Genomic DNA, 25,139 nt, shown 5'->3' with positions numbered 1-25,139 from the left:
TTGTGCTTTTTTTATGAAAACAAACTTTGTCAACTGACTTTTTTAGAATAAATTTGCACTTTAAAAACAACAACACATCCGAGGCGAGCCGAACTGTACGGAGCGTAGCGGTATAAAACAACTCATACAATGATTCATTTCTTCGGAAACCAAACGAACACTGTTTTTGCAGTCCAAACGCAAAACGAATTATCGACTGAAGACATCTCAAAATTAAACTGGCTTTTCGGCAACGCACATAAAATAGAGAAATCCGTACTTGCGGATTTTTTTGTTGGACCCCGTGCCGCTATGGTAACACCATGGAGTACCAATGCCGTTGAAATCACTCAGAATATGGGAATTTCGGGTATTATCAGAATTGAGGAATTTGAAAAAGTTTCGGCTGATTTCAATACTTTCGACCCGATGATTTCCCAAAAATATGCTGAATTAAACCAAGATATTTTTACTATCAACATTGAGCCGGAAGCAATTCTGGATATTGATGATATCGCTACATACAACAAACAGGAAGGTTTAGCTTTAAGCGATGAAGAAGTAGACTATCTGAATAATTTATCAACCAAACTTGGAAGAAAACTAACGGATTCTGAAGTTTTTGCTTTCTCTCAGGCTAATTCGGAACACTGCCGTCACAAAATTTTCAACGGAACTTTTGTAGTGGATGGTGAAGAAAAACCGACTTCCTTATTCAAATTAATCAAGAAAACATCGGAAACAAATCCTAACGATATTGTTTCGGCGTATAAAGATAACGTTGCTTTCGTTAAAGGTCCGAAAGTGACACAGTTTGCACCAAAAAGTGCCGACAAACCTGATTTTTACCAGGAAAAAGAATTCGATTCTGTGCTTTCCCTAAAAGCAGAAACCCACAACTTCCCTACTACTGTGGAGCCGTTTAGTGGTGCAGCAACAGGTTCAGGAGGAGAAATTCGTGACCGTTTAGCAGGTGGACAAGGTTCATTGCCATTAGCAGGAACTGCAGTTTACATGACATCTTACTCAAGATTAGAAGAAAACAGAGCCTGGGAAGGAGCCATGAACGAAAGACCTTGGTTGTACCAAACACCAATGGATATCTTAATCAAAGCTTCCAATGGAGCTTCTGATTTCGGTAACAAATTTGGTCAACCGTTAATTACAGGTTCCATTTTAACCTTCGAACACGAGGAAAACAACCGCAAAATAGGTTACGACAAAGTAATCATGCAAGCGGGCGGAATCGGTTACGGAAAATTAGATCAAGCTATTAAAAAGAAACCACAGGAAGGCGATAAAATCGTAATACTTGGTGGAGAAAATTATAGAATCGGAATGGGTGGTGCTGCTGTTTCCTCAGCAGATACCGGAGCTTTCGGTTCAGGAATCGAATTGAATGCTATCCAACGTTCCAACCCAGAAATGCAAAAACGTGCTGCCAACGCCATTCGTGGTTTGGTGGAAAGCGATAACAACCCAATCGTATCTATTCACGATCACGGAGCGGGAGGACATTTGAACTGTCTTTCTGAATTAGTGGAAGAAACCGGAGGTTTAATCGATTTAGATAAATTACCGGTGGGTGACCCTACCCTTTCTGCTAAAGAAATTATCGGAAACGAATCTCAGGAAAGAATGGGATTGGTTATCGGTGAAGAAAACATTGACACTCTTCAGAAAATTGCAGACAGAGAGCGTTCACCTATGTATCAGGTTGGTGATGTGACTTCGGATCATCGTTTTACATTCGAATCCAAAACAACGGGTGCAAAACCAATGGATTATGCGTTGGAAGATTTCTTCGGAAGTTCTCCAAAAACCATCATGAACGACAAAACAGTTGCTGCTAATTATTCTGATTTAAATTATACAACTGAAAATATTCCAGCTTACTTAAATCAGGTTCTACAATTGGAAGCTGTAGCTTGTAAAGACTGGTTGACCAACAAAGTTGACCGTTGTGTGGGCGGACGCGTAGCTAAACAGCAGTGTGCAGGACCATTACAATTACCATTGAACAACGTTGGGGTTATGGCGTTGGATTTCAAAGGAAAAGAAGGTATTGCAACTACAATCGGACACTCGCCAGTTTCGGCATTGGTTGATCCAGTTGCTGGTTCCAGAAACGCAATTGGTGAAGCTCTAAGTAATCTTGTTTGGGCGCCATTAAAAGATAATTTAAAATCGGTTTCCCTTTCTGCAAACTGGATGTGGGCTTGTAAAAACGAAGGTGAAGACGCAAGATTATACGAAGCTGTTAAGGGTTGTTCGGATTTTGCCATCGAATTGGGAATCAACATTCCAACCGGAAAAGATTCACTTTCAATGAAACAGAAATATCCAAATGACGAAGTAATCGCGCCGGGAACGGTTATTATTTCAGCAGCCGGAAACTGCTCAAACATTACTAAAGTTGTTGAACCTGTTTTGAAAAGAAACGGAGGAAACATCTATTATATCAATTTATCTCAGGATACTTTCAAATTAGGAGGTTCTTCCTTTGCTCAGGTTTTAAACAAAGTAGGCTCTGAAGTACCAACCGTTACCAATGCGGAATTCTTCAAAAAAGCCTTCAACGTTTTACAAGATTTAATCAAGGATCGTAAAATAAATGCGGGACACGACGTAGGAAGCGGTGGTTTAATCACTACTTTATTGGAAATGTGTTTTGCAGATGTGAATTTAGGCGCTTCATTTGATTTAACTACTTTAGGTGAAAACGATACGGTTAAAGCATTATTCAACGAAAATATTGGTGTGGTTTTCCAGGCAGATGCATCCGTAGAAGCTGTTTTTGCTAAAAACAACATTGAGATTTTCAACATCGGTTCGGTAGCGGAAGGAAATTCAGTTACCATTAAAAACAATACCGATTCGTTCACATTCAATGTATCCGATTTAAGAGATACTTGGTACAAAACGTCTTTCCTTTTAGATTCAAAACAATCTAAAAACGGAACCGCTTTAGAGCGTTACAACAACTATAAAAACCAACCGCTTACTTACACTTTCCCATCTCATTTCGACGGAAAAGCACCGGTTATTGATAATTCAAAGCCAAGACCAAAAGCAGCTATCATCCGTGAAAAAGGAAGTAATTCCGAGCGTGAAATGGCAAACTCAATGTACTTGGCAGGATTCGACGTAAAAGACGTTCACATGACGGATTTGATTTCGGGTCGCGAAACATTGGAAGACATTCAGTTCATCGGAGCTGTTGGAGGTTTCTCTAATTCCGATGTATTAGGTTCTGCTAAAGGTTGGGCCGGAGCATTCTTATACAACGAAAAAGCAAAAACGGCATTGGAGAATTTCTTCAAACGCGAAGACACTTTATCTGTAGGTATCTGTAACGGTTGTCAGTTGTTCATGGAATTGGAATTGATCAATCCGGAACATGAAGTACACGGAAAAATGCTTCACAACAATTCACACAAACACGAAAGCGGCTTTACTTCGGTAACGGTACAGAAAAATAATTCGGTAATGCTTTCTTCTTTAGAAGGTGCTACTTTAGGAGTTTGGATTTCTCACGGAGAAGGTAAATTCAAGTTACCATACTCTGAAGACAAATACAACATCGTTGGAAAATACGGCTACGAAGCATATCCGGCGAATCCAAACGGCTCTGCTTTCAACACAGCTATGATGTGCGACAAAACAGGACGTCATTTGGTAACCATGCCACACATTGAACGTTCTACTTTCCCTTGGAACTGGGCACATTACCCGGAAAACGGAGAGAAAAACGAAGTGACTCCATGGCACGAAGCTTTTGTGAATGCCAGAAAATGGATTGAAGCAAAGAACAAATAAGATTTTCTATAAATTCTGAATGAAAGCACTCTAATTTTAGGGTGCTTTTTTTATTGTTACAAGATCTTACTTCATTTCAGCATACACCATAACAAATACTCACTTTACATAGGTAAATATTGTTCGTATTGTGAATTCGGACATTTCATATCAGACATAAAAAAAAGCCCCTTTCAAAGGGGGCTTTCATATTATTTCTCCGAAACAAAATCTTTCCGAATTTCGTTTCTCGACTTATAATTATGTAAATAATCACCTTTAGGTTTCCCTAGATCGAATGAACTCCATTTGGTTAGGAAACGAGTAGAAGTTCTTGCTTCATCCCTATCCATTCCTTCATATTCAATGCGATACAATGCCGAGTACATCTCCGCACGTCCAACACCATGATAACAGTGAATCAGTACCGGGTAATTTTTCGGATTATCCATAATTTTAAAAAACGTGTCCAGATTATTTTGTTGTGGAACCTGATCGGAACCGTTGTTAAAATAATTCACTCCAGGGATTTTAGCTATAGCTTCTCTTTCCGCAATCAATTCAGCAGGAATTTCAGGATTATTTACATCATCGCCCGTACCCGGAAAACGTAAATCCACAATGCTTTTAATATGGTACTTCTTCACATAATCCTCTATTTCATCCGGAGGGATCACACCACTTTTATACACTTTCCCTTCCGTGATGGTTTCGAAATTGTGGTTGATGTTCATATCGTAAACATATTTACCCACTCCAGCTACAATAATTAAAAGGACCAATAACCCTATTTTCTTTTTCATATCTGTTATCTGTTATTTAATAATATAATTTCTGATCAATAATTCTTTCGAAATAATCCTGAATAATTGCTTTACAAGCTTCAGCGTTTTCCAACATTTCTTCGTTGGGTTTGGCAATTAAATTTCGCTCCAGGGCTTTATCATTTATATCATAATATCCTACTATTTCCTTACCATCGAAAGTACATATATAATTGCCACGCTGAAACTGATACAGGTTTCCGTTAAAGTTAATCGTATACGGCTTTATCTTTTTGTCGCCGATCAAACTTCTCCCCCAACTCCTAAACGGTTTGTCATAGCCCACCATATCTAAAATGGTCGGATAAATGTCAATCTGTTGTGCTAATTCTTTATTGACACCTTTAAGACTTCCGTCAGGCTTGTAAATAAGAATCGGTGTTGCCGTTCTGTTAACAACCTTCCCATATTCATCATAATACGTTTGGTTACCGTGATCAGCTGTGATAATGAAAATGGTATTTTTAAACCAAGGCTGCTTTTTAGCTTCTTCGAAGAATTTTTTAAACGAATAATCGGTATATCCAACGCATTGGTGCATCGGCAAATGCCCTTTTGGAAAGGTATTCTTGTATTTTTCCGGTACAATATAAGGTTCGTGGGAAGAAACCGTAAATATCGTGCTGAAAAACGGTTTTTGCTTTTTATCCAACGTCTGTTTCATGAACTGAAGGAAAGGCTCGTCCCAAATTCCCCAAACACCGTCAAATTCGGCATCGTTATTAAATTCGGTTTTACCATAATAATGGTCAAAACCCAGAATATTTCCGAAACCGAGAAAGCCCATCGAACCGTTTGGCGCTCCATGAAAGAAAGAGGTATCATACCCCATCTCTTTCAGACAGGAAACCAACGATTGTATTTTCTGTTTCGGATATGGTGAGGATGTAAATGCGTCCCTGAATGAAGGAACTCCTGCTATAATTGATGACATCCCGTGAATTGACTTGCTTCCGTTAGCAAAACCGTTGTTATAAATCATACTGTGCTGCGCTAAAGAATCCAAAAACGGGGTATAACCAACATAATCAGGGATTTTCATATCCTTATTGAAAGAGCCCCAATATTCCCTACCGAAACTTTCCGTTATAATTAAAACGATATTCGGAGTAGATTTCGGATTGCTTGTGTAGTGTTTAATCGGCTGAAAATTCGCTTCAACTACACTTTCATCTACAAGATTTATTTTTTTAAAACTTGTCGTGCCAATAGTCCTTATTATAGCAAACGGAGTATTTAAAACGATATCAGCATGTTGCGGTTGCCCTACATACCTATTAGCGTCTATTAAATTTATAGGACGCGTACTCTTTTTAAAATCACCTCGTATACCACCAACCGTTAAAAAAGCAACTACCAATAAACCGATTACGGAAAAAGGAAAATACTTTGCCTTACTGTGTGTAGCCTGTTGATGAATGACTCTGACTTTCTTGTACAGGTAAATCCAAAGTACTGCTATAAGAAAAAACAACAAGTAAACGTGCCAATAACTTATCAGAAAACGGAACATCATTGCGCCTTTATCCTTTTCATGCTCCAGGGAATCCCAAACGGCAATTGTGGTGCGGGCGTAAATGAATTTGTAGTAAATCAAATCAATGAAATTCGTTGCATACGTTATCAAATTAGTAACGAAATACAGATAGAACAAGAATTTCTGATAACCCTGCTTAGTATTAACCCACAACGGTAAAACCGAAAAAAGAATGAATAATCCGTTGATATAAAGAATCGCGGTAGTGTCAAATGTTAATCCGTGATAAGCAAGCCTCAAAAATTCACCCACAGAATTTACTTTCAGCAGACTGCAATTGTAAACAAAAAATAAGGTACGGGCAATGAAATAAAAGAAATACACCAGCAACAACCTATACAACAGCGCTTTATATTCGCTTATACGGAAGAAATTTTTCATATTAAACTAATGAAAATCATTTTTTTTAGCGCCCAAAAGTACAAAATACGGAGGACAAAACCCCTTCATTGTGAAAACATTAGTAAACTCTTAATTCTTCAATTAAATTCCGTGCCAACGAAAAAAAAAAAAAAAATACTATGAAAGCATACTATTTTACTTTTTCCAAACTACGCTTCAATCCAGCTCTCTATTCATTTCATTAAAAAAACACTGAAAAACTGGGCAACTTGGAGAAATTAAAAACAAAAAAGGAATTCATCCTAAAACCCAAAACAATAGATATCAACGAGTTATTTATTATTTTTCAGAAAAACACATCCAAAACCAAAAAACATCGATGCAATTTTCTTTTTTTTTGCAATAACCTTTAATTTTTCCTATTTTGCAGTAATAAAATTTGAGAAAATGAATCAAATAACACGTCTTTTTGATTTCCCATACTATCAGCTGGAAAAATACAATTTGTCCGATGCTTTGGTTACTAAACTAAACGGAGAATGGGTCAAAACTTCCACAAAAGAATATATAGACAAGGCCAATGCCATTTCACGTGGATTGCTTCGTATGGGAGTCCAGAAAAATGACAAAATAGCCATTATATCTTCCAATAACAGAACCGAGTGGAATATTACAGATATAGGCGTTTTACAAACAGGCGCTCAAACGGTACCTATTTATCCGACTATTTCGGCCGAAGATTACCAATACATCCTAAACCATTCCGAATCAAAGTTCTGTTTCGTATCAGACAGTGAGGTTTTTGCCAAAATAGATTCAATTAAACAGAACGTTCCTTCATTAAAGGAAATTTATTCTTATAATGATATTCCCGGCTGTAAAAGCTGGAAAGAAGTACTGCAATTAGGAACAGACGAAAGCAACCAAAACGAAGTTGAAGATAGAAAAAACAGCATTACGACAAATGATCTGGCCACTTTGATATATACTTCCGGAACTACAGGCCGTCCTAAAGGCGTCATGCTAAGTCATAACAATATAGTATCCGACGTATTGATGAGCGCACCAAGAGTACCATTAAGAGCAGGTGACTGCCGAGGATTGAGCTTTTTACCAGTTTGTCACATTTTCGAAAGAATGATTTTGTACCTCTACCAATATTATGGTATTTCAATCTACTTTGCGGAAAGTATCGAAAAAATGAGCGATAACCTGAAAGAAGTAAAACCAAATGTAATGACTGCGGTTCCGCGACTTTTGGAAAAAGTGTACGATAAGATATACGCGAAGGGAGCTGATTTAACCGGAATCAAGAAGAAACTTTTCTTTTGGGCTATTGAATTAGGCCTGAAATATGAACCTTATGAAGCCAACGGCTGGTGGTATGAATTTCAACTGAAGATTGCCCGTAAACTTATTTTCAGCAAATGGAAAGAAGGACTTGGAGGACAATTGGAATTAATGGTTTCCGGAAGTGCCGCTTTACAGCCCAGACTTACCCGAGTATTTGCTGCAGCGGGAATCCCAATCATGGAAGGTTATGGATTGACTGAAACATCACCTGTAATTTCAGTAAACGACCAAAACAACAGAGGATTTAAAATAGGAACTGTGGGACGTGTATTAGAAGGTGTTGAAGTTAAAATTGCTGAAGACGGCGAAATCCTTTGCAAAGGTCCGAATATTATGATGGGCTATTACAAAGACGAGTCCCAGACTGAAGAAGCCCTTAGGGGAGGATATTTTCACACGGGAGACATCGGCGAGGTAGACACTGATGGCTTCTTAAAAATAACCGATCGCAAAAAGGAAATGTTCAAAACCTCAGGAGGAAAATATGTTGCACCTCAAGTGCTGGAAAACACCTTTAAACAATCCCGCTTCATCGAACAGATTATGGTCGTTGGAGACGGCGAAAAAATGCCGGGTGCTTTCATCCAGCCTAATTTTGATTTTATAAAAGAATGGGCTAAATTAAAAGGCATAAATATCGGAACAACCACAGCTGAAATTTCATCCAACCCGGATGTAAAACAGCGTATCGACGAAGAAGTGGAAGGATTGAACAAAAAATTCGGAAGTTGGGAACAAGTTAAAAGATTTGAACTTACTCCTGATATCTGGTCAATTGACGGCGGACATTTAACGCCAACGATGAAATTAAAAAGAAAAATCATAAAAGAAAAATATCAAGATCTTTATGATAAAATCTACAATAATGCTTAAAAATAAGCAGACTCCTCTCAATTGAGGAGTTTTTTTTTAATTTTATTAAAAAATATTCATTTTTATTATGCATGCATAGTATTTATTTATATATTTGAATTCCTTAACAGCAATATGAAAGACAAAACAATTGATTATATCCTAAGAGCCACCTGGCAGGCAGTAGCAAGAATGTATAATGAAGAAGCTACAAAATACGGCGCTACAATGGCTACCGGATTTGCCCTGCTGAGTATCGACAAGGAGAAAGGAACGCCTTCAACAGCAATAGGAACCCGAATGGGAATGGAAGCAACAAGTCTGACCCGTACGTTAAAGTCGATGGAAGAAAAGGGCTTAATATTACGAAAGAAAAACCCAACCGACGGAAGAGGCGTCATAATCCACCTCACCAAACTCGGAAAAGAAAAAAGAGAATTATCAAAATCCACCGTAATAAAATTTAATGAAACCGTAAAAAATTATGTTACCGATGAACAATTGAACAGTTTCATGGAAGTGGCTGAAATTATAAATGAATTGATTGCTGATAAAAACATATTCAATACAGAAAACAAAGAATAAAAAAACTAACAATCTAAAACGAATGGATACAACCTTTGCTTTACCCCTAGACCAAAATCAAAGATTTGAGCCCCTTTCAATAAACAACAAACTCAAACAGATGAAACGACTTATCAAAAAAGTAGCGGTGGTAGGATCCGGAATTATGGGATCCGGAATTGCTTGTCACTTTGCCAATATCGGAGTTGAAGTGCTGCTTCTCGATATTGTTCCGAGAGAACTGACCGAAATAGAACAAAAGAAGGGTCTGACTTTGGAAAATAAAGCGGTTCGCAACCGAATTGTAAATGATCATTTAGCTAATGCACTTAAATCGAAGCCCTCTCCTATTTACGATCAGAAATTTGCAAGTCGTATCACAACCGGAAACACTACAGACGATTTAGAAAAAATCAAAGACTGTGATTGGATCATCGAAGTTGTTGTTGAACGATTAGACATCAAAAAATCTGTTTTTGAACAGATTGAAAAATACAGAAAACCGGGAACACTGATTACTTCCAACACTTCCGGTATTCCGATTCATTTTATGAGCGAAGGAAGAAGCGAGGATTTCCAGAAACATTTCTGCGGAACACACTTTTTCAATCCTGCCCGTTATTTAAAATTGTTCGAGATCATTCCTGGTCCTCAAACTTCAACAGAAGTATTGGATTTCTTGAATGAATATGGTGAAAAGTTCTTAGGAAAAACCTCAGTAGTTGCAAAAGATACGCCTGCATTCATCGGAAACAGAATCGGAATCTTCGGTATTATGAGTTTGTTTCATCTTGTAAAAGACATGGGATTAACCATTGAAGAAGTGGATAAACTAACCGGACCGGTAATAGGTCGACCAAAATCAGCTACTTTCAGAACCGTGGATGTCGTTGGTTTGGATACTTTGGTTCATGTTGCCAATGGTTTATACGAAAACTGCCCGAACGACGAAGCACACGAATTGTTCAAACTTCCTGATTTCATTAAAATAATGTTGGAAAACAACTGGTTCGGAAGCAAAACAGGACAAGGATTCTACAAAAAAGTTGATAAAGACATACTTTCCTTAGATTTAGATACTTTAGAATACAGAGCGGCTAAAAAAGCATCTTTTGCCACTTTGGAAATGACCAAAACGATTGACAAACCTATTGATCGATTTAAAGTTTTGGTAAAAGGAACCGACAAAGCAGGTGACTTCTACAGAAAGAACTTCACTGCTATGTTTGCTTATGTTTCCAACCGTGTTCCCGAAATCACCGATGATTTCTACAAAATTGACGATGCCATGAAAGCCGGTTTCGGTTGGGAAAACGGTCCGTTTGAAATCTGGGATGCCATCGGAGTTGAAAAAGGAATCGAACTAATGAAAGCGGAAGGATTGGCTCCCTCAGCTTGGGTAACCGAAATGCTTACATCAGGCAACAAATCTTTCTATACTGTTAAAGAAGGTGCTACTTATTATTATGATATTACTTCAAAATCACAGGTAAAAGTTCCGGGACAAGATGCTTTTATTATTCTAAACAATATCCGCGAAAGCAAAAAAGTATGGAGCAACAGTGAAGCAGTTATTCAGGATTTGGGAGACGGTATTTTGAATTTAGAATTCCAGTCGAAAATGAATACTATTGGTGGGGGTGTAATTCAAGGGATCAACAAAGCCGTCGATTTAGCCGAAAAAGATTTTCAGGGTCTGGTTATTGGAAATCAGGCAGCCAATTTCTCGGTTGGAGCCAATATAGGCATGATTTTCATGATGGCGGTTGAACAGGAATACGACGAATTAAACATGGCCATCAAAATGTTCCAGGACACCATGATGCGTTTACGTTATTCTGCAATCCCGGTAATTGCAGCGCCTCACGGAATGACGTTAGGTGGCGGTTGTGAACTGACTATGCACGCCGATAAAGCCGTAGTGGCAGCCGAAACCTACATTGGTTTAGTGGAATTTGGCGTTGGCGTAATTCCTGGTGGTGGCGGGTCTAAAGAAATGGCGCTTCGTGCTTCGGATACGTTCCGCAAAAACGACGTAGAATTAAATGTATTACAGGAATATTTCCTTTCGATTGGTATGGCGAAAGTGGCCACATCTGCTTATGAAGGCTTTGATATAGGCGTACTTCAAAAAGGCAGAGACATTGTCGTTGTTAACAAAGACCGTCAGATTGCAGAAGCAAAAAAACATGCGTTACTAATGGCAGAAGCTGGTTACACACAGCCTGTAAAACGCAAAGACATTAAAGTTCTAGGAAAACAGGCATTGGGAATGTTCTTAGTGGGAACGGACAGTATGGTTGCGGGCCAGTATATTTCTGAACACGACCAGAAAATTGCAAATAAACTAGCTTATGTAATGGCTGGAGGTGATTTATCAGAGCCGACGTTAGTAACCGAACAATATTTATTGGATTTAGAACGGGAAGCTTTCTTATCACTTTGTACCGAAAGAAAAACATTGGAAAGAATCCAATTTATGTTAACCAAAGGAAAACCACTTCGCAATTAATTACGTATATTACAGTTTGGACTATTCGTATTGATTTTTAATTAAAAAGCTAAAAATCAATGCAAATGATTTAAAATTTAAAATCTAAAATAATGAAAACAGCATATATAGTAAAAGCATACAGAACCGCCGTTGGTAAAGCGCCAAAAGGAGTGTTCCGCTTTAAAAGACCTGATGAACTGGCAGCCGAAACCATCGAGCACATGATGAACGAACTGCCGGATTTCGACAAAACCCGAATCGATGATGTGATGGTTGGAAACGCCATGCCGGAAGCCGAACAAGGTTTAAACATGGCCCGATTAATCTCTTTGATGGGACTAAAAATCGATGATGTCCCGGGAGTGACCATAAACCGTTATTGTGCTTCGGGAATTGAAACAATCGGGATGGCGACTGCTAAAATCCAGGCCGGAATGGCGCACTGTATCATTGCCGGTGGTGCCGAAAGCATGAGTTATATTCCGATGGGAGGTTACAAACCCACTCCGGATTACAAAGCCGCAGCTGCCGGACATGAAGATTATTACTGGGGAATGGGACTGACAGCCGAAGCTGTCGCCAAACAATTCAATGTTTCCCGTGAAGATCAGGATGAGTTTGCATACAACTCACACCAGAAAGCCTTAAAAGCACAGGCAGAAGGTAAGTTCGACAAGCAAATCGTACCGATTACCATTGAACAGATTTATATCGACGACAATGGCAAAAAAGCAGCCAAATCTTATGTTGTTACTAAAGATGAAGGCCCGAGAGCAGATACAAATAACGATGCATTAGCGAAATTAAAACCTGTTTTTGCTGCCGAGGGTTCGGTCACAGCAGGAAACTCTTCACAAATGAGTGACGGTGCGGCATTCGTACTGGTAATGTCGGAAGAATTGGTAAAAGAATTAAACCTCGAACCGATTGCACGCTTGGTAAATTTCGCTTCTTCGGGTGTTGAGCCAAGAATTATGGGAATCGGTCCTGTAAAAGCCATTCCGAAAGCCGTAAAACAAGCCGGTATGCAATTAAAAGACATCGAATTAATCGAATTGAACGAAGCATTTGCATCGCAATCTTTAGCCGTTATCCGTGAATTGGGATTAAATCCCGATATCGTAAACGTAAATGGTGGCGCTATTGCTTTGGGTCACCCACTGGGTTGTACCGGTGCTAAACTTTCTGTTCAGTTGTTCGACGAAATGAAACGTCGTGGGAACAAATACGGAATGGTGACCATGTGTGTGGGAACTGGCCAGGGAACCGCAGGAATTTACGAGTTATTATAATAAACACTTCTCCTTTCTGTCTTTCTGACGAAGGAGGAACTTCATAAAGTAAAAACATTGTATAACGTGATTTCTCTTTCGTCGAAATGACAAGTTTGAGAAAAAAAATTTAAAAACTATGGAAGATATTCTAATACAAAACAAAAAAACCATGGAAGATATCACCAGAGGAGGTCAATTCCTTGTCAAAGAAACCAAATGTGAAACTGTTTTCACGCCGGAAGATTTCACAGAAGATCAGATTATGATGCGCGACTCAGTAAAAGAGTTTGTCGATAAAGAACTTTGGGCTCATAAAGATAAATTTGAACAAAAAAATTACGCCTATACCGAAGAGTGTATGAAGAAAGCCGGAGAACTTGGTTTTCTAAGCGTAGCCGTTCCGGAAGAATATGGCGGATTAGGTATGGGATTCTCCAATACAGTGTTGGTTTGTGATTATATCTCGGGTGCGACCGGTTCGTTCTCGACCGCTTTTGGAGCACATACCGGGATTGGTACATTGCCTATCACCTTATACGGAACCGAAGAACAGAAACAAAAATACGTTCCGAAATTAGCCACCGGAGAATGGTTTGGTTCCTACTGTCTGACAGAGCCGGATGCCGGTTCGGATGCTAATTCCGGAAAAACGAGAGCAGAACTTTCAGCCGACGGAAAAACCTATAAAATCAACGGACAGAAAATGTGGATTTCCAATGCCGGTTTCTGTCGCCTGATGATTGTTTTTGCACGTATCGAACACGATAAAAATATTACCGGATTCATCGTGGAATATGATCCTGCCAATCCAAACGGAATCACTCTTGGCGAGGAAGAACACAAATTAGGAATTCGCTCCTCTTCTACCCGTCAGGTATTTTTCAGCGATACAGTAGTTCCTGCTGAAAATATGCTGGCCGGTCGCGGAGAAGGTTTCAAAATTGCCATGAATGCTTTAAACGTTGGCCGTATCAAATTGGCTGCCGCCTGCTTAGATGCGCAACGCCGAACTATTTCCGGAGCTGTAAAATACGCTAACGAAAGAATGCAGTTTAACACGCCTATAGCCAATTTCGGGGCAATTCGTTCTAAAATTGCAGAGATGTCTGCTTCATGTTATGCCGGCGAAAGTGCAACATACCGTGCCACTGGCAGTATCGAAGAAAGAATCAATGCGCGTGAAGCTGAAGGAAATTCCCATCAGGAAGCCGAATTAAAAGGAGTTGAAGAGTTTGCCATAGAATGTTCCATCCTTAAAGTTGCTGTTTCTGAAGACTTACAAAACTGTACCGATGAAGGCATCCAGGTCTTTGGAGGTATGGGATTCTCTGAAGACACGCCTATGGAAGCTGCCTGGAGAGATTCGCGTATTGCACGTATTTATGAAGGCACCAACGAAATAAACCGTATGCTTTCCGTGGGGATGTTAATTAAAAAAGCAATGAAAGGACATGTTGATTTGCTCGGACCTGCAATGAAAGTTGCTGAGGAATTAATGGGAATCCCTTCTTTTGATATGCCGGATCATTCCGAATTGTTTGCCGAAGAAAAAGAAATGATTGGAAAGCTGAAAAAAGCCTTTTTAATGGTTGCAGGTTCTGCGGTTCAGAAATATGGTCCTGATTTAGAAGCACACCAACAACTGCTACTGGCTGCTGCTGATATGCTGATCGAAATTTACATGGCAGAAAGTACCATCCTGAGAACCGAAAAGTTAGCAAAATCAAAAGGAGCTGAAAATGTAAAAGAACAAATTGCAATGGCACAATTGTATTTATACCATGCTGTAGACATCATCACTCAAAAAGGGAAAGAAGGTATCGTCTCTTTTGCCGAAGGCGATGAACAACGAATGATGTTAATGGGATTACGCCGATTCACAAAATACACAAACATGCCAAACGTAGCGGCTTTAAGAGAAACTATCGCTGCCAAAGTTGTGGCTAAAAACGCTTACTGCTTTTAATCCGAAGGGTTAACTGACTTGAAAATTGGTTTAGTTTGTTTAAAAAACCGCTTTTTGCATTTTGCAGGGCGGTTTTTTTTTGTTTTTCATATCAATGGAATTTTGAAAATACTGGAATGTTATTCCGGTAAATTCAAATGAAAAATAGTTTAAAAAAAATCAACAAAAAAGCCTAAAAAGTCATCCAACTATTCAGGCTATTAAGTAATCTCTAAAAAGAAACTTATTCGTTATGCAAAAATGCTTGTCTGTTTAACAACGTTTCTTCGTCTTCCACATGATTATCGTCCGGCACACAACAATCTACCGGACAAACGGCAGCACATTGCGGCTCTTCATGGAATCCTTTACATTCCGTACATTTTCCTGGAACAATGAAGTAAATGTCATCCGAAATAGGCGTTTGTGGAGCGTCTGCATCCACTTCTGTTCCGTCTGGAAGTACGATTTTACCTCTTAAAGTTGTTCCGTCTTTGTATCGCCAATCGTCTGCTCCTTCATATATTGCAGTATTTGGACACTCCGGTTCACAGGCCCCGCAGTTGATACATTCGTCTGTTATTATGATTGCCATAGCGTATATTAATTATTAAGCGTAAATTTGCACAAAATTACAATCAAAACCTATCATAAACAAATTATATGGACCTTAATCAGAAAAAATCAGCTTTCATAGAATTAGGCAAATTTTTAAGCCAGTTTTCATTGGATAACTCTGCTAAAAAAGAAGGTGTTTTATACAATGATTTGTTTTTTGATAAGTTTATCGACCTGATTGCATTATCACAAAGTCACAATGGTTGGTTTACACCGGAACAGGTACATTATGCTATCGATTCATGGGCAGAAGCATTAACAGAAGAGAGCCTTAACGAATGGTTATCGCCCTATGATCTTTCAAATGTTCAGCCAAAAACTGTCGGGTTAATTCTAGCCGGCAACATTCCGCTAGTTGGTTTTCATGATTTTTTAAGCGTATTGATTTCTGGTCATAACGTATTGATAAAAACATCTTCCAACGATCAGAAGTTACTTCCTTTTTTAGCCGATTATCTCATCGCCGTAGCTCCTGAAATGGCTGACAGCATCACTTTTGTTGAAGGGAAATTGGAAAATTTTGACGCAGTAATTGCTACCGGAAGCAACAATACGGCACGTTATTTCGAGTACTATTTCAAAGATGTGCCGAGCATTATCCGTAAAAACCGAAATTCTGTCGCAGTTCTAAACGGAAAAGAATCCAAAGAAGATTTAGAAGCATTGGGAGAAGATATTTTCAGGTATTTTGGTTTAGGATGCCGAAATGTTTCCAAGCTTTTTGTCCCCAGAGGATACGATTTCAAAATGTTTTTTGAATCTATATATAAATACGGAGACATTATTCATTATGAAAAGTATGCCAACAATTACGATTACAACAAAGCAGTATTCTTAATGAGTCTTTTTAAACTTTTGGATAACGAATTTTTGACTTTAAAAGAAGATCCGGGTTATGCTTCCCCTATTTCTTCTGTCTTTTATGAATATTACGACGATTTGGAAGCCATAAAAAGCAGACTTTTAGAAGATTCTGAAAAAATCCAATGTATTGTGTCAAATAATTTGACAAATCACAGTATTTCCTTCGGAAAATCACAAAAACCAAAATTATGTGATTATGCTGATAATATCGATACCATTTCATTTTTATTAAAAATATAGCATTTTAGCCCCGAAAATGATAATAATTATCCCATTTGTGTTTTTTCATAAATAATTTCGGTTTATTTTTTAAATTTGCTTGCATTAAACACACAACTCTAATGCAACTACAACACAAAGACAACATTAGTCCTGTTTTACCAGACGGGATTAAGAACTACCTCATTGACATTGACGGTACAATTACGGAAGACGTTCCCAACGAACAACCCGAAAGAATGGCAACCTGCGAGCCATTTCCCGATGCCCTGGAAACCATCAACAAATGGTATGATGAAGGCCATAGGATTTGTTTCTTTACCTCAAGAACAGAAGAACACCGCGAAGTAACCACGCAATGGCTGAACAAACACGGATTCCGATTCCACAGTATTTTATTTGGTAAACCAAGAGGCGGAAATTATCACTGGATTGACAACCACCTGGTGAAAGCAACCCGTTTTAATGGTAAGTTTACCGAATTGATAGAAAAAGAAGCAGTAATCCAGGTTTTTAACGACTAAATAATGAAAAAACATAATTTCAGCGCCGGGCCGTGTATTCTGCCTCAGGAAGTATTTGAAAAAGCATCACAAGCAGTATTGGATTTCAATGGTATGGGATTGTCCATTTTGGAAATTTCCCATAGAGACAAAGCTTTCGTTGCCGTAATGGAGGAAGCCAGGGCATTGGCTTTGGAACTGTTAGGGTTAACAGGAAAAGGTTATCAGGCCTTGTTTTTACAAGGAGGTGCAAGTATGGAATTTTTACGGATACCTTACAACTTAATGAAAGTTAACGGAAAAGCAGCCTATCTTGACACCGGAACCTGGGCCAACAACGCTATTAAAGAAGCGAAACCGTTCGGCGAAACAGTAGTAGTAGCTTCTTCTAAACCGGACAATTACGTTTATATTCCAAAAGAATATTCCATTCCAGCGGATGCTGATTATTTCCACTGCACCAGCAACAACACTATTTTCGGAACACAAATGAAAAGTTTTCCGGAGACTAATGTCCCAATGGTTTGTGACATGAGTTCGGATATTTTTTCAAGAACTTTAGATTTTTCAAAATTCGATTTGATTTATGCCGGAGCACAGAAAAACATGGGCCCTGCCGGTACAACGTTGATTGTCGTAAAAGAAGACCTTCTTGGCAAAACCGGAAGAGCCATTCCGAATATCATGAACTATCAGCAGCATATTGAAAAGGAAAGTATGTACAATACCCCAGCTGTTTTTGCAGTATACACATCACTTCTTACCTTACAATGGCTAAAAAACCTTGGCGGAATACCCGCAATTGAAAAAGTCAATGAAGCTAAAGCCAAACTTCTTTACGAAGAAATAGACAGAAACCCACTTTTCAGAGGAACTACCGTAAAGGAAGACCGCTCAAACATGAATGCGACCTTCGTATTGAACGATGAAAATCATAAGGAACTTTTCGATTCAATGTGGAAAGCAGCCGGTATTTCAGGAATCCCCGGGCATCGTTCTGTAGGTGGTTACAGGGCTTCGATGTACAACGCATTGCCGATTGAAAGCGTTCAGGTTTTGGTTGATGTGATGAAAGAATTAGAAAAAAGTATTCAGTAATCAGATAACAGAAAGCAAACATCGGAAGGAAGGGAGGAAGAAGAAGCTTTATTTGAAAGTTTTCTTTTCCCTTATCCCTTTTCCCTTCCTCTTTCCTTAATTAACAAAATAAAAAAATGAAAATATTAGCAAACGACGGTCTATCAGAAAGCGGTGTCATCGCTCTTGAAAAAGCTGGATTTGAAGTTATAACAACCAAAGTGGCACAAGAACAAGTTGCCAATTATATCAACAACAATAACATTTCGGTACTTTTAGTTCGCAGCGCAACCAAAGTACGCAAAGATATTATAGATAACTGTCCTTCTTTAAAAATAATCGGGCGCGGTGGTGTTGGAATGGACAATATCGACGTGGATCATGCAGTAGAAAAAGGGATTCACGTAATCAATACACCGGCTTCTTCTTCGGAATCGGTGGCTGAATTGGTTTTCGCTCACTTATTCTCCGGAGTCCGTTTTTTACATGATGCCAACAGAAACATGCCTTTGGAAGGTGATTCTCAATTCAATAATCTGAAAAAAGCCTATGCAAACGGAATTGAACTTCGCGGAAAAACAATCGGAATCATTGGTTTTGGCCGTATCGGACGTGAAGTGGCTAGAATGGCGCTTGGCTTGGGAATGAAAGTTCTGGCAACAGACAAACACGTGGACGAAGCAGTAATCAAAGTAGATTTCTATAACGGTCAGTTCATCAATGTAAACATCGAAACAGAACCTTTGGAAGATATCTTCAAACATTCTGATTTCATAACTGTTCACACACCTGCCGTAGGTGATCACTTAATCGGACGTGAAGAATTTGCAATGATGAAAAACGGCGTTGGTATCGTTAATTGTGCAAGAGGTGGTGTAATTGATGAAGTAGCTTTAATTGATGCCCTTGACGAAGAAAAGGTACTTTTCGCAGGTTTGGATGTTTTTGAAGAAGAACCAGCCCCTGCCATCCAGGTTTTAATGCATCCTAAGATTTCCCTGACTCCGCATATTGGTGCCGCTACGTTGGAAGCCCAAGATCGAATCGGAACAGAACTGGCAATGCAGATTATCAGTTTATTAAAGAACGATTAACTCAAATTTGTAAATATTTTTTGCTAAATTTGATATCCAACCTTTAAAATTTATTTCAATGTTAGATCAGATATCAGAATTAGTAAAACAATTTGGTGGAGATGCCATTGTTAGAAATCCGTCAGTTCCAAACGAGCATAACGAGGCCGTGATGAACGAAACCGGGAACAGTATTTTGTTAGGGCTCCAAAATATGGCAGCTCAAGGCAATGTAGGCGATATTGCAGGATTATTAAATGGAGGAAATATCGACGCTTCAAATCCTGTTGTAAAACAGTTGACCGACCAACTTTCGGGCAATTTGGGACAGAAATTCGGTTTAAGTTCTGATGCTGCATCTGATGTCGCCGGGAATATGATCCCGAACGTATTAGGTTCTTTAATAGGCAAGGCCAATGATCCTAATCAGCCTGGATTTAATGTTTCCGATATTGTTAACTCTATTGGAGGCGGACAGGGATTAATGGATGCCATCACTAAATACGGCGGCCAGTTTGGATTGGATCAAAACAGGGACGGAAAAGTAGACATCAGTGATGCCTCTGCAGCCGTTTCCGGAAAAAGTGGCGGTTTTTTAAGCGGAATTCTCAGCAAACTGTTCGGAAAATAAAATCAAGTATACAGCTAGAAGCCAGACGTTAACGTCTGGCTTTTTGTTAATTAGATATTTCTTTTGCCTGAGTTTTAGTAACTTTATAATAAATTCCGAAGTGATGAAAACCTTGATTTACATATTTGTCGTAACCTTGGTTACTATAATGTTCGGATGTAATTCGACATCGAAGCCCGTGGCTGAAAATAACCCGAATGCGAAGACTGTTGCTGAAAACAAATCTAATAATACCGCAAGCGACTCCCTTTGGATTAAAAACCCAGAAATTAAGTATGAGATATTAATTATCGACGGCGGTTTTAATCCCTGGTTGCAATCAACTGCTAAACCGCGCGGGGTTTATACACAAAAACAACTGGAAAGCCGTAATGCTCCCTGGATAATCGAATGGAACAATAGAGTACGTTCACCAAAAACGAACCTAGATTCACAATTGTTCAATCTGCATATTGATTATGATACCGGAACGGATTACGGTTACGAAGTAAATTATCTGCTTTATAATTATCTGGTTTATTTTCAGTTAAAAAATAATATTCGCTTAGGAGGTTTTACTCCTCGACCATAATTTGTATTTTTGGGCATATTTTTGAAAAATGTCTAATTTAAAACAACGTTGGGGTATAAAAAGTAATTGGCAGATGACGATTATATTTATCGTTTTTGCTATTACCGGAACCACTGCTTCCTTTCTTTCGAAGCCCATTCTTACATGGTTAGGTATTACCAGAGATAATTTGCATCCGATATTTTACTGGACGCTTTATATCCTGATAATTTTACCTGTGTATAAAGTTTTGCTTGTTCTTATCGGAACAATATTTGGGCAACATACTTTCTTTAAAAATTTTGTTTTCAAAATGTTACGCGGAATGAAACTTGGGTTTATTGCCGACGCGTTCGAAAATAAAAAAGGAGACCAATAAGCCTCCTTCTGTTTACTTTTCCTCTTTCTTTATCAGATAAGTATATATCCATGTTAACGTAAATGTCGGTATGAAATCCGTTCCCGGAATTAACTCTTCCACGAATTCTAAAACACCCCCTACTCTTCCCACAGTTCCTTTATACATACGCGACAATACAAATCCAGCTATCGGAGCCCAGACCACATCGGTAATTTCAGCTAAAAACGGAACCCCATAAGAAGCATATCCAATCAAATCGAAAATAACACCTAAAATCAGGTTTCGGTTTCGCGAACTCTTTTCTGTTTTTACTATATCTGTATCTGTCATTTAGATGTTTTTACAATGCATGCAAAAATCCGATGCCAAAATTCAAACCACACTTCTTTCACTGCTTTTCAAATAAACCTAACAAATCGGTTTGGCTTTATTTCAGTTTCGATTTGTAGTTTTTTTTCAGTTTGTCCAATTTCGGACTGATAACTGCCACACAATATCCCTGATTTTTATTTCGGTTGTAATAATTCTGATGATAATCTTCCGCCGGATAAAATTCCTTTTCAGCGGAAACTTTTGTCACCACTTTTTTACCATAGAAATTTTGATCGTTCAACAACTGAATAAAATTCTCAGCCGCTTTTTGCTGTGCTTCCGAATGGTAAAATACTTCACTTCTGTATTGCGTACCAATATCAGCTCCTTGGCGGTTTAACGTTGTAGGATCATGTGTCCCGAAAAAAACCTCCAATAAATCTTCGTAAGAAATCAAATCCGGGTTATAAATAATTTGAATAGCTTCAGCATGACCGGTAGTTCCTGTACACACTTCTTCATAAGATGGATTTTTAATCGTTCCTCCAGTATATCCCGGCATCACTTTCTCCACTCCTTTTAATTCCAAAAAAAGTGCTTCCGTACACCAGAAACATCCGCCTGCAAATGTTGCTTTTTCATGCTTTTGATTATCCATAACCACAATTTCTTTTTCTTTACTGACACTACCAACCTTGTCTTTGTCTTTACCTTCGCAAGACATAAAAACAAGCGCAAAACAACTAAAAAATAAACTTTTCATAGTCTCAATTTTGTTTATCAAATATACCTATATAACTAAACATCAAAGTCTCTTTAACTAAACTTTATAAACACACTTACGAATTTTATGGACGGTTGGATTTAATAGTTTGCCAAATCTTCGTTTCTTTGTACAAATTGAGAATGATGATCAAGGTAAAAAACATCCATAAATATTTCGACAAACTGCATGTCCTTAAAGGGGTAAATCTTCATATCAAAAAAGGAGAAGTCGTATCAATCGTTGGAGCTTCAGGGGCTGGAAAAACTACCTTGCTACAAATTATGGGTACACTCGACAAGCCGACTGCAGAGAAAGAAACCGAATTGTTCATCAACGGTGAAAATCTTCTGAAGATGAGCGATAGGGCCATCTCCAAATTCCGAAATTTACAATTGGGATTCATTTTCCAGTTTCATCAACTTTTACCTGAATTTACGGCACTTGAGAACGTTTGTATTCCAGCTTTCATCGCAGGAAAAGACAAAAAAGAAATCGAAGAGGAAGCAAAACGTTTATTGGATTATTTAGGCTTATCACACCGATACGACCATAAACCGGGCGAACTTTCAGGCGGGGAACAACAACGTGTTGCTGTTGCCAGAGCTTTAATTAACAAACCGGCAGTTATTTTTGCCGACGAACCTTCAGGAAATTTAGATACACATTCAGCCGAAAATCTGCATCAGTTGTTTTTCAAACTTAGAGACGAATTCGGGCAAACTTTCGTAATTGTGACGCATAACGAGGAATTGGCAAATATGGCCGACAGAAAACTGATAATGGTCGATGGTAATATCCGAAATGAAGTAATCCGACCTTTACATTAGTTATGAGTTTTGGGATGGATTTTCTCCAATCTTCTCTATAAACTTATTGTCTATTGCCTCTTTTATTCTATCAAACTTTGGATCACTCTGAATTAAAATCTTTCCTCGACGAGAAAGTCGAACTGTACAATAATCCGAATTTTATCGAAAGTGATCCGATACAGATTCCGCATTCCTATACTTTGAAAGAAGATATTGAAATTGCCGGTTTTCTGGCTTCGGTCATTGCCTGGGGCAACCGTAAGATGATTATCAGAAATGCCCAAAAGAAAATGGATCTGATGGGAAATTCGCCTTTTGATTTCGTGATGAGCCATACCGAAAAAGACTTGGAGCGTCTTGAAAATTTTGTACATCGAACATTCAATGGACAAGATTTTATCGGATTCATCAAAAGTCTGCAAAACATTTACAAAAATCACGGCGGACTGGAAACCGCTTTTGCCTTGCATCAGGAAGAAAACTCTATGCAGAAAAGCATATCCGAGTTCAAAAAAACATTCTTCGAAATCAATCACTTAACCCGAACCGAAAAACATTTACCGAATCCTCTGAGTGGTTCTGCCGCCAAAAGAATCAACATGTATCTGCGCTGGATGTGCCGGAAAGACAACAAGGGTGTCGACTTCGGGATCTGGAAAAGCATCGCTCCTTCCAAACTTTCATGTCCTTTGGATGTGCATTCGGGAAATGTTGCCCGAAAACTGGAATTGCTTACACGAAAACAAAATGATGCCAAGGCACTTTTAGAGCTAGACACAAATCTGAGGCAGCTCGACCCTATAGATCCTGTAAAATATGATTTCGCTTTATTTGGATTAGGCGTTTTTGAAGGTTTTTAAGAACCATAAAATAATCTTATCTTTTCTTACCCTGAATAATGCCCAATTCACGACATTAACAACCAATTGGCAATAACTGACTCAGAAATCGTATCTTTGCACAAAATATACGTTTTATGAGTACTTTCGAGCAATTCAATCTTCCAAAATCCCTACAAAAAGCAATAGACGACTTAGGCATAACTACGCCTACGCCTATTCAGGTAAAATCTTTTCCGGTAATTATGTCGGGAAGGGATGTAATGGGAATTGCGCAAACCGGTACCGGTAAAACGTATGCTTATTTACTTCCCATTCTAAAACAATGGAAATTTACTCCGACGCATACGCCTAAAGTTGTTATTATCGTTCCCACACGTGAACTGGTAGTTCAGGTTGCGGAAGAAGTGGAAAAACTAACCAAATACATGTCGGTTCGTGTATTGGGAGTTTATGGGGGTGTAAACATCAATACACAAAAAACATCAGTATATCAAGGAGTTGACATTTTAGTGGGAACACCAGGACGTATGATGGACTTGGCCCTTGACAATGTGGTTCGTTTCGATGAAATGCAGAAATTGGTAATTGACGAGTTCGATGAAATCCTGAATTTAGGTTTCCGTTTCCAGATTACTTCCATCCTTGCAATGATGCGTCCAAAACGCCAAAACATTCTTTTTTCGGCAACCATGACCGATGAAGTTGATGAGATTTTGGAAGAGTTTTTTGATTTTCCTGAAGAAGTATCCCTGGCACAATCGGGAACACCATTGGAGAAAATCCAGCAATTCGCTTATAACGTTCCCAATTTCCTTACGAAAATCAACTTGCTGAAACATTTGTTAACGCAGGACGAATCCTTGGAACGCATCCTTCTTTTCATCAATAACAAAAGAGTTGCCGATATTTTAATGGAGCATCTCGAAGAAGATTTTCCTGGACAGTTTGGAGTAATCCATTCCAATAAATCTCAAAATTACCGTTTGAACACGATGGCCAGCTTTCAGGCGGGTGAAATTCGTGGAATCGTAACTACCGATATCATGGCGCGTGGTTTGGATATTTCAGATATTACACATGTAATCAACATGCAGTTTTCGGAAGTCCCCGAGCAATACATACACCGTATTGGACGTACCGGTCGTGCCGATAAAGAAGGTATCGCGATAAGTATGATTGCGCCGACAGAGGAAGAATTCCAGGTGGAAGCCGAACTTTTGATGGAAAAAGAACTGCAAATCCTACCGATTCCGGAAGAGGTAAAAATCGAAGAAAAACGATTGGAATTTGAAAAAGACAAGAAGAAAGTCAAATTCCTGATGAAAAAAGTAAAACTGGAAGGTGGCGCTGCATTTCATGAGAAATCGGATAAGAATAAACAGGTCAATCTTGGCGGACCCGGAAAAGTAAAACCAAGAAAAACAAAACCAACCAATCGTGCTGTGGAACGAAAACGTGCGGCGAAGAGAAAAAAGAAATAGTCTCAGATTTCAGTCTAAGTAAACAGTTATAGCAAGTAGTAAAAACCTAAAAACTACGACTGCGACTGTGA

The 25,139-nt window shown here is 38.7% G+C and carries 21 protein-coding genes; 16 read left to right on the top strand and 5 right to left on the bottom strand.

Translation table 11 applies throughout. The features are described from left to right. The first annotated feature begins 129 nt into the window (after nt 1–129). Nucleotides 130–3,798, top strand: coding sequence for a phosphoribosylformylglycinamidine synthase (gene purL, locus LZF87_RS08475; RefSeq protein ID WP_244338484.1), 3,669 nt, complete (start codon nt 130–132; stop codon nt 3,796–3,798). Between the two features lie 191 nt (nt 3,799–3,989). Here purL and LZF87_RS08470 read toward each other — a convergent pair whose 3' ends face one another. Continuing rightward, the gene (locus tag LZF87_RS08470) at nt 3,990–4,580 is read right to left on the bottom strand and encodes a dual specificity protein phosphatase family protein (RefSeq protein WP_244338482.1); all 591 of its coding nucleotides are present in this window, start codon (nt 4,578–4,580) and stop codon (nt 3,990–3,992) included. A gap of 16 nt (nt 4,581–4,596) precedes the next feature. Beyond that, on the bottom strand, nt 4,597–6,519 hold the full coding sequence (locus tag LZF87_RS08465) for an LTA synthase family protein (RefSeq protein ID WP_244338481.1): 1,923 nt from the start codon (nt 6,517–6,519) through the stop codon (nt 4,597–4,599). Nucleotides 6,520–6,927: 408 nt separating this feature from the next. Here LZF87_RS08465 and LZF87_RS08460 point away from each other — a divergent pair, with 408 nt between their 5' ends. From LZF87_RS08460 to LZF87_RS08440, 5 genes are all read left to right on the top strand, one after another. Then, on the top strand, nt 6,928–8,706 hold the full coding sequence (locus tag LZF87_RS08460) for an AMP-dependent synthetase/ligase (protein WP_244338479.1): 1,779 nt from the start codon (nt 6,928–6,930) through the stop codon (nt 8,704–8,706). A gap of 114 nt (nt 8,707–8,820) precedes the next feature. Further along, entirely contained in the window at nt 8,821–9,270 is a 450-nt protein-coding gene (locus tag LZF87_RS08455; RefSeq protein WP_244338477.1) for a MarR family winged helix-turn-helix transcriptional regulator, read from the top strand. Nucleotides 9,271–9,370: 100 nt separating this feature from the next. Then, nucleotides 9,371–11,761: a 3-hydroxyacyl-CoA dehydrogenase/enoyl-CoA hydratase family protein gene (locus tag LZF87_RS08450; protein ID WP_244338475.1), complete on the top strand. Its 2,391-nt coding sequence runs from the start codon at nt 9,371–9,373 to the stop codon at nt 11,759–11,761. 92 nt (nt 11,762–11,853) lie between these two features. Further along, nucleotides 11,854–13,035 carry an acetyl-CoA C-acyltransferase gene (locus LZF87_RS08445; protein WP_244338473.1) on the top strand — a complete coding sequence of 394 codons (1,182 nt, stop codon included), beginning with the start codon at nt 11,854–11,856 and terminating at the stop codon, nt 13,033–13,035. Between the two features lie 151 nt (nt 13,036–13,186). Further along, nucleotides 13,187–14,983 carry an acyl-CoA dehydrogenase family protein gene (locus LZF87_RS08440; RefSeq protein ID WP_244343808.1) on the top strand — a complete coding sequence of 599 codons (1,797 nt, stop codon included), beginning with the start codon at nt 13,187–13,189 and terminating at the stop codon, nt 14,981–14,983. 223 nt (nt 14,984–15,206) lie between these two features. Here the strand turns inward: LZF87_RS08440 and LZF87_RS08435 are convergent, their stop codons facing one another. Next, nucleotides 15,207–15,557, bottom strand: coding sequence for a 4Fe-4S binding protein (locus LZF87_RS08435; RefSeq protein WP_244338471.1), 351 nt, complete (start codon nt 15,555–15,557; stop codon nt 15,207–15,209). Nucleotides 15,558–15,625: 68 nt separating this feature from the next. Here LZF87_RS08435 and LZF87_RS08430 point away from each other — a divergent pair, with 68 nt between their 5' ends. The 7 genes from LZF87_RS08430 to LZF87_RS08400 all read left to right on the top strand — a co-directional run bounded on the left by LZF87_RS08430 (nt 15,626) and on the right by LZF87_RS08400 (nt 20,876). Next, complete coding sequence (locus tag LZF87_RS08430; RefSeq protein ID WP_244338469.1) at nt 15,626–16,684, top strand: acyl-CoA reductase; 1,059 nt, start codon at nt 15,626–15,628, stop codon at nt 16,682–16,684. A gap of 101 nt (nt 16,685–16,785) precedes the next feature. Beyond that, nucleotides 16,786–17,187, top strand: a complete 402-nt coding sequence (locus LZF87_RS08425) for an LNS2 domain-containing protein (protein ID WP_244338467.1) — start codon at nt 16,786–16,788, stop codon at nt 17,185–17,187. Between the two features lie 3 nt (nt 17,188–17,190). Then, nucleotides 17,191–18,264 (top strand): 3-phosphoserine/phosphohydroxythreonine transaminase, encoded by a 1,074-nt coding sequence (gene serC, locus LZF87_RS08420; protein WP_244338465.1) that lies wholly within the window; start codon nt 17,191–17,193, stop codon nt 18,262–18,264. A 116-nt stretch (nt 18,265–18,380) separates the two neighbouring features. Beyond that, nucleotides 18,381–19,337 (top strand): D-2-hydroxyacid dehydrogenase, encoded by a 957-nt coding sequence (locus tag LZF87_RS08415; protein WP_244338463.1) that lies wholly within the window; start codon nt 18,381–18,383, stop codon nt 19,335–19,337. A 58-nt stretch (nt 19,338–19,395) separates the two neighbouring features. Next, nucleotides 19,396–19,947, top strand: coding sequence for a hypothetical protein (locus LZF87_RS08410; protein WP_244338461.1), 552 nt, complete (start codon nt 19,396–19,398; stop codon nt 19,945–19,947). Between the two features lie 103 nt (nt 19,948–20,050). Then, nucleotides 20,051–20,518, top strand: coding sequence for a DUF6146 family protein (locus LZF87_RS08405; protein ID WP_244338459.1), 468 nt, complete (start codon nt 20,051–20,053; stop codon nt 20,516–20,518). Nucleotides 20,519–20,546: 28 nt separating this feature from the next. Next, on the top strand, nt 20,547–20,876 hold the full coding sequence (locus LZF87_RS08400; RefSeq protein WP_244338457.1) for a DUF6787 family protein: 330 nt from the start codon (nt 20,547–20,549) through the stop codon (nt 20,874–20,876). A 12-nt stretch (nt 20,877–20,888) separates the two neighbouring features. Here LZF87_RS08400 and LZF87_RS08395 read toward each other — a convergent pair whose 3' ends face one another. Together LZF87_RS08395 and msrA are read right to left on the bottom strand one after the other, a co-directional pair. Next, a complete protein-coding gene (locus LZF87_RS08395; protein ID WP_244338455.1) occupies nt 20,889–21,188 on the bottom strand; it encodes a hypothetical protein in 300 nt (99 codons plus the stop codon). A gap of 97 nt (nt 21,189–21,285) precedes the next feature. Next, nucleotides 21,286–21,828, bottom strand: a complete 543-nt coding sequence (gene msrA, locus LZF87_RS08390; RefSeq protein WP_244343807.1) for a peptide-methionine (S)-S-oxide reductase MsrA — start codon at nt 21,826–21,828, stop codon at nt 21,286–21,288. A 251-nt stretch (nt 21,829–22,079) separates the two neighbouring features. Here msrA and LZF87_RS08385 point away from each other — a divergent pair, with 251 nt between their 5' ends. The 3 genes from LZF87_RS08385 to LZF87_RS08375 all read left to right on the top strand — a co-directional run bounded on the left by LZF87_RS08385 (nt 22,080) and on the right by LZF87_RS08375 (nt 25,068). Next, a complete protein-coding gene (locus LZF87_RS08385; protein ID WP_244343806.1) occupies nt 22,080–22,763 on the top strand; it encodes an ABC transporter ATP-binding protein in 684 nt (227 codons plus the stop codon). 77 nt (nt 22,764–22,840) lie between these two features. Further along, nucleotides 22,841–23,605 carry a TIGR02757 family protein gene (locus LZF87_RS08380; protein WP_244338453.1) on the top strand — a complete coding sequence of 255 codons (765 nt, stop codon included), beginning with the start codon at nt 22,841–22,843 and terminating at the stop codon, nt 23,603–23,605. 116 nt (nt 23,606–23,721) lie between these two features. Beyond that, nucleotides 23,722–25,068 (top strand): DEAD/DEAH box helicase, encoded by a 1,347-nt coding sequence (locus LZF87_RS08375; protein ID WP_244338451.1) that lies wholly within the window; start codon nt 23,722–23,724, stop codon nt 25,066–25,068. The last annotated feature ends 71 nt before the right edge of the window (nt 25,069–25,139 follow it).

The sequence above is a fragment of the Flavobacterium enshiense genome (assembly GCF_022836875.1).
GTDB lineage: Bacteria > Bacteroidota > Bacteroidia > Flavobacteriales > Flavobacteriaceae > Flavobacterium > Flavobacterium enshiense_A.
This window is presented reverse-complemented; position numbering and strand designations above follow the sequence as displayed.

What these genes read in the sequence shown, in the direction of transcription:
- LZF87_RS08405 (WP_244338459.1), top strand. Translation starts at nt 20,051, where the DNA reads ATGAAAACCTTGATTTACATATTTGTCGTAACCTTGGTTACTATAATG.
- LZF87_RS08415 (WP_244338463.1), top strand. Translation starts at nt 18,381, where the DNA reads ATGAAAATATTAGCAAACGACGGTCTATCAGAAAGCGGTGTCATCGCT.
- LZF87_RS08445 (WP_244338473.1), top strand. Translation starts at nt 11,854, where the DNA reads ATGAAAACAGCATATATAGTAAAAGCATACAGAACCGCCGTTGGTAAA.
- LZF87_RS08400 (WP_244338457.1), top strand. Translation starts at nt 20,547, where the DNA reads ATGTCTAATTTAAAACAACGTTGGGGTATAAAAAGTAATTGGCAGATG.
- LZF87_RS08460 (WP_244338479.1), top strand. Translation starts at nt 6,928, where the DNA reads ATGAATCAAATAACACGTCTTTTTGATTTCCCATACTATCAGCTGGAA.
- LZF87_RS08440 (WP_244343808.1), top strand. Translation starts at nt 13,187, where the DNA reads ATGGAAGATATCACCAGAGGAGGTCAATTCCTTGTCAAAGAAACCAAA.
- LZF87_RS08470 (WP_244338482.1), bottom strand. Translation starts at nt 4,580, where the DNA reads ATGAAAAAGAAAATAGGGTTATTGGTCCTTTTAATTATTGTAGCTGGA.
- msrA (WP_244343807.1), bottom strand. Translation starts at nt 21,828, where the DNA reads ATGGATAATCAAAAGCATGAAAAAGCAACATTTGCAGGCGGATGTTTC.
- LZF87_RS08425 (WP_244338467.1), top strand. Translation starts at nt 16,786, where the DNA reads ATGCAACTACAACACAAAGACAACATTAGTCCTGTTTTACCAGACGGG.
- LZF87_RS08375 (WP_244338451.1), top strand. Translation starts at nt 23,722, where the DNA reads ATGAGTACTTTCGAGCAATTCAATCTTCCAAAATCCCTACAAAAAGCA.
- LZF87_RS08465 (WP_244338481.1), bottom strand. Translation starts at nt 6,519, where the DNA reads ATGAAAAATTTCTTCCGTATAAGCGAATATAAAGCGCTGTTGTATAGG.
- LZF87_RS08435 (WP_244338471.1), bottom strand. Translation starts at nt 15,557, where the DNA reads ATGGCAATCATAATAACAGACGAATGTATCAACTGCGGGGCCTGTGAA.
- LZF87_RS08450 (WP_244338475.1), top strand. Translation starts at nt 9,371, where the DNA reads ATGAAACGACTTATCAAAAAAGTAGCGGTGGTAGGATCCGGAATTATG.
- LZF87_RS08410 (WP_244338461.1), top strand. Translation starts at nt 19,396, where the DNA reads ATGTTAGATCAGATATCAGAATTAGTAAAACAATTTGGTGGAGATGCC.
- serC (WP_244338465.1), top strand. Translation starts at nt 17,191, where the DNA reads ATGAAAAAACATAATTTCAGCGCCGGGCCGTGTATTCTGCCTCAGGAA.
- LZF87_RS08385 (WP_244343806.1), top strand. Translation starts at nt 22,080, where the DNA reads ATGATCAAGGTAAAAAACATCCATAAATATTTCGACAAACTGCATGTC.
- purL (WP_244338484.1), top strand. Translation starts at nt 130, where the DNA reads ATGATTCATTTCTTCGGAAACCAAACGAACACTGTTTTTGCAGTCCAA.
- LZF87_RS08395 (WP_244338455.1), bottom strand. Translation starts at nt 21,188, where the DNA reads ATGACAGATACAGATATAGTAAAAACAGAAAAGAGTTCGCGAAACCGA.
- LZF87_RS08430 (WP_244338469.1), top strand. Translation starts at nt 15,626, where the DNA reads ATGGACCTTAATCAGAAAAAATCAGCTTTCATAGAATTAGGCAAATTT.
- LZF87_RS08455 (WP_244338477.1), top strand. Translation starts at nt 8,821, where the DNA reads ATGAAAGACAAAACAATTGATTATATCCTAAGAGCCACCTGGCAGGCA.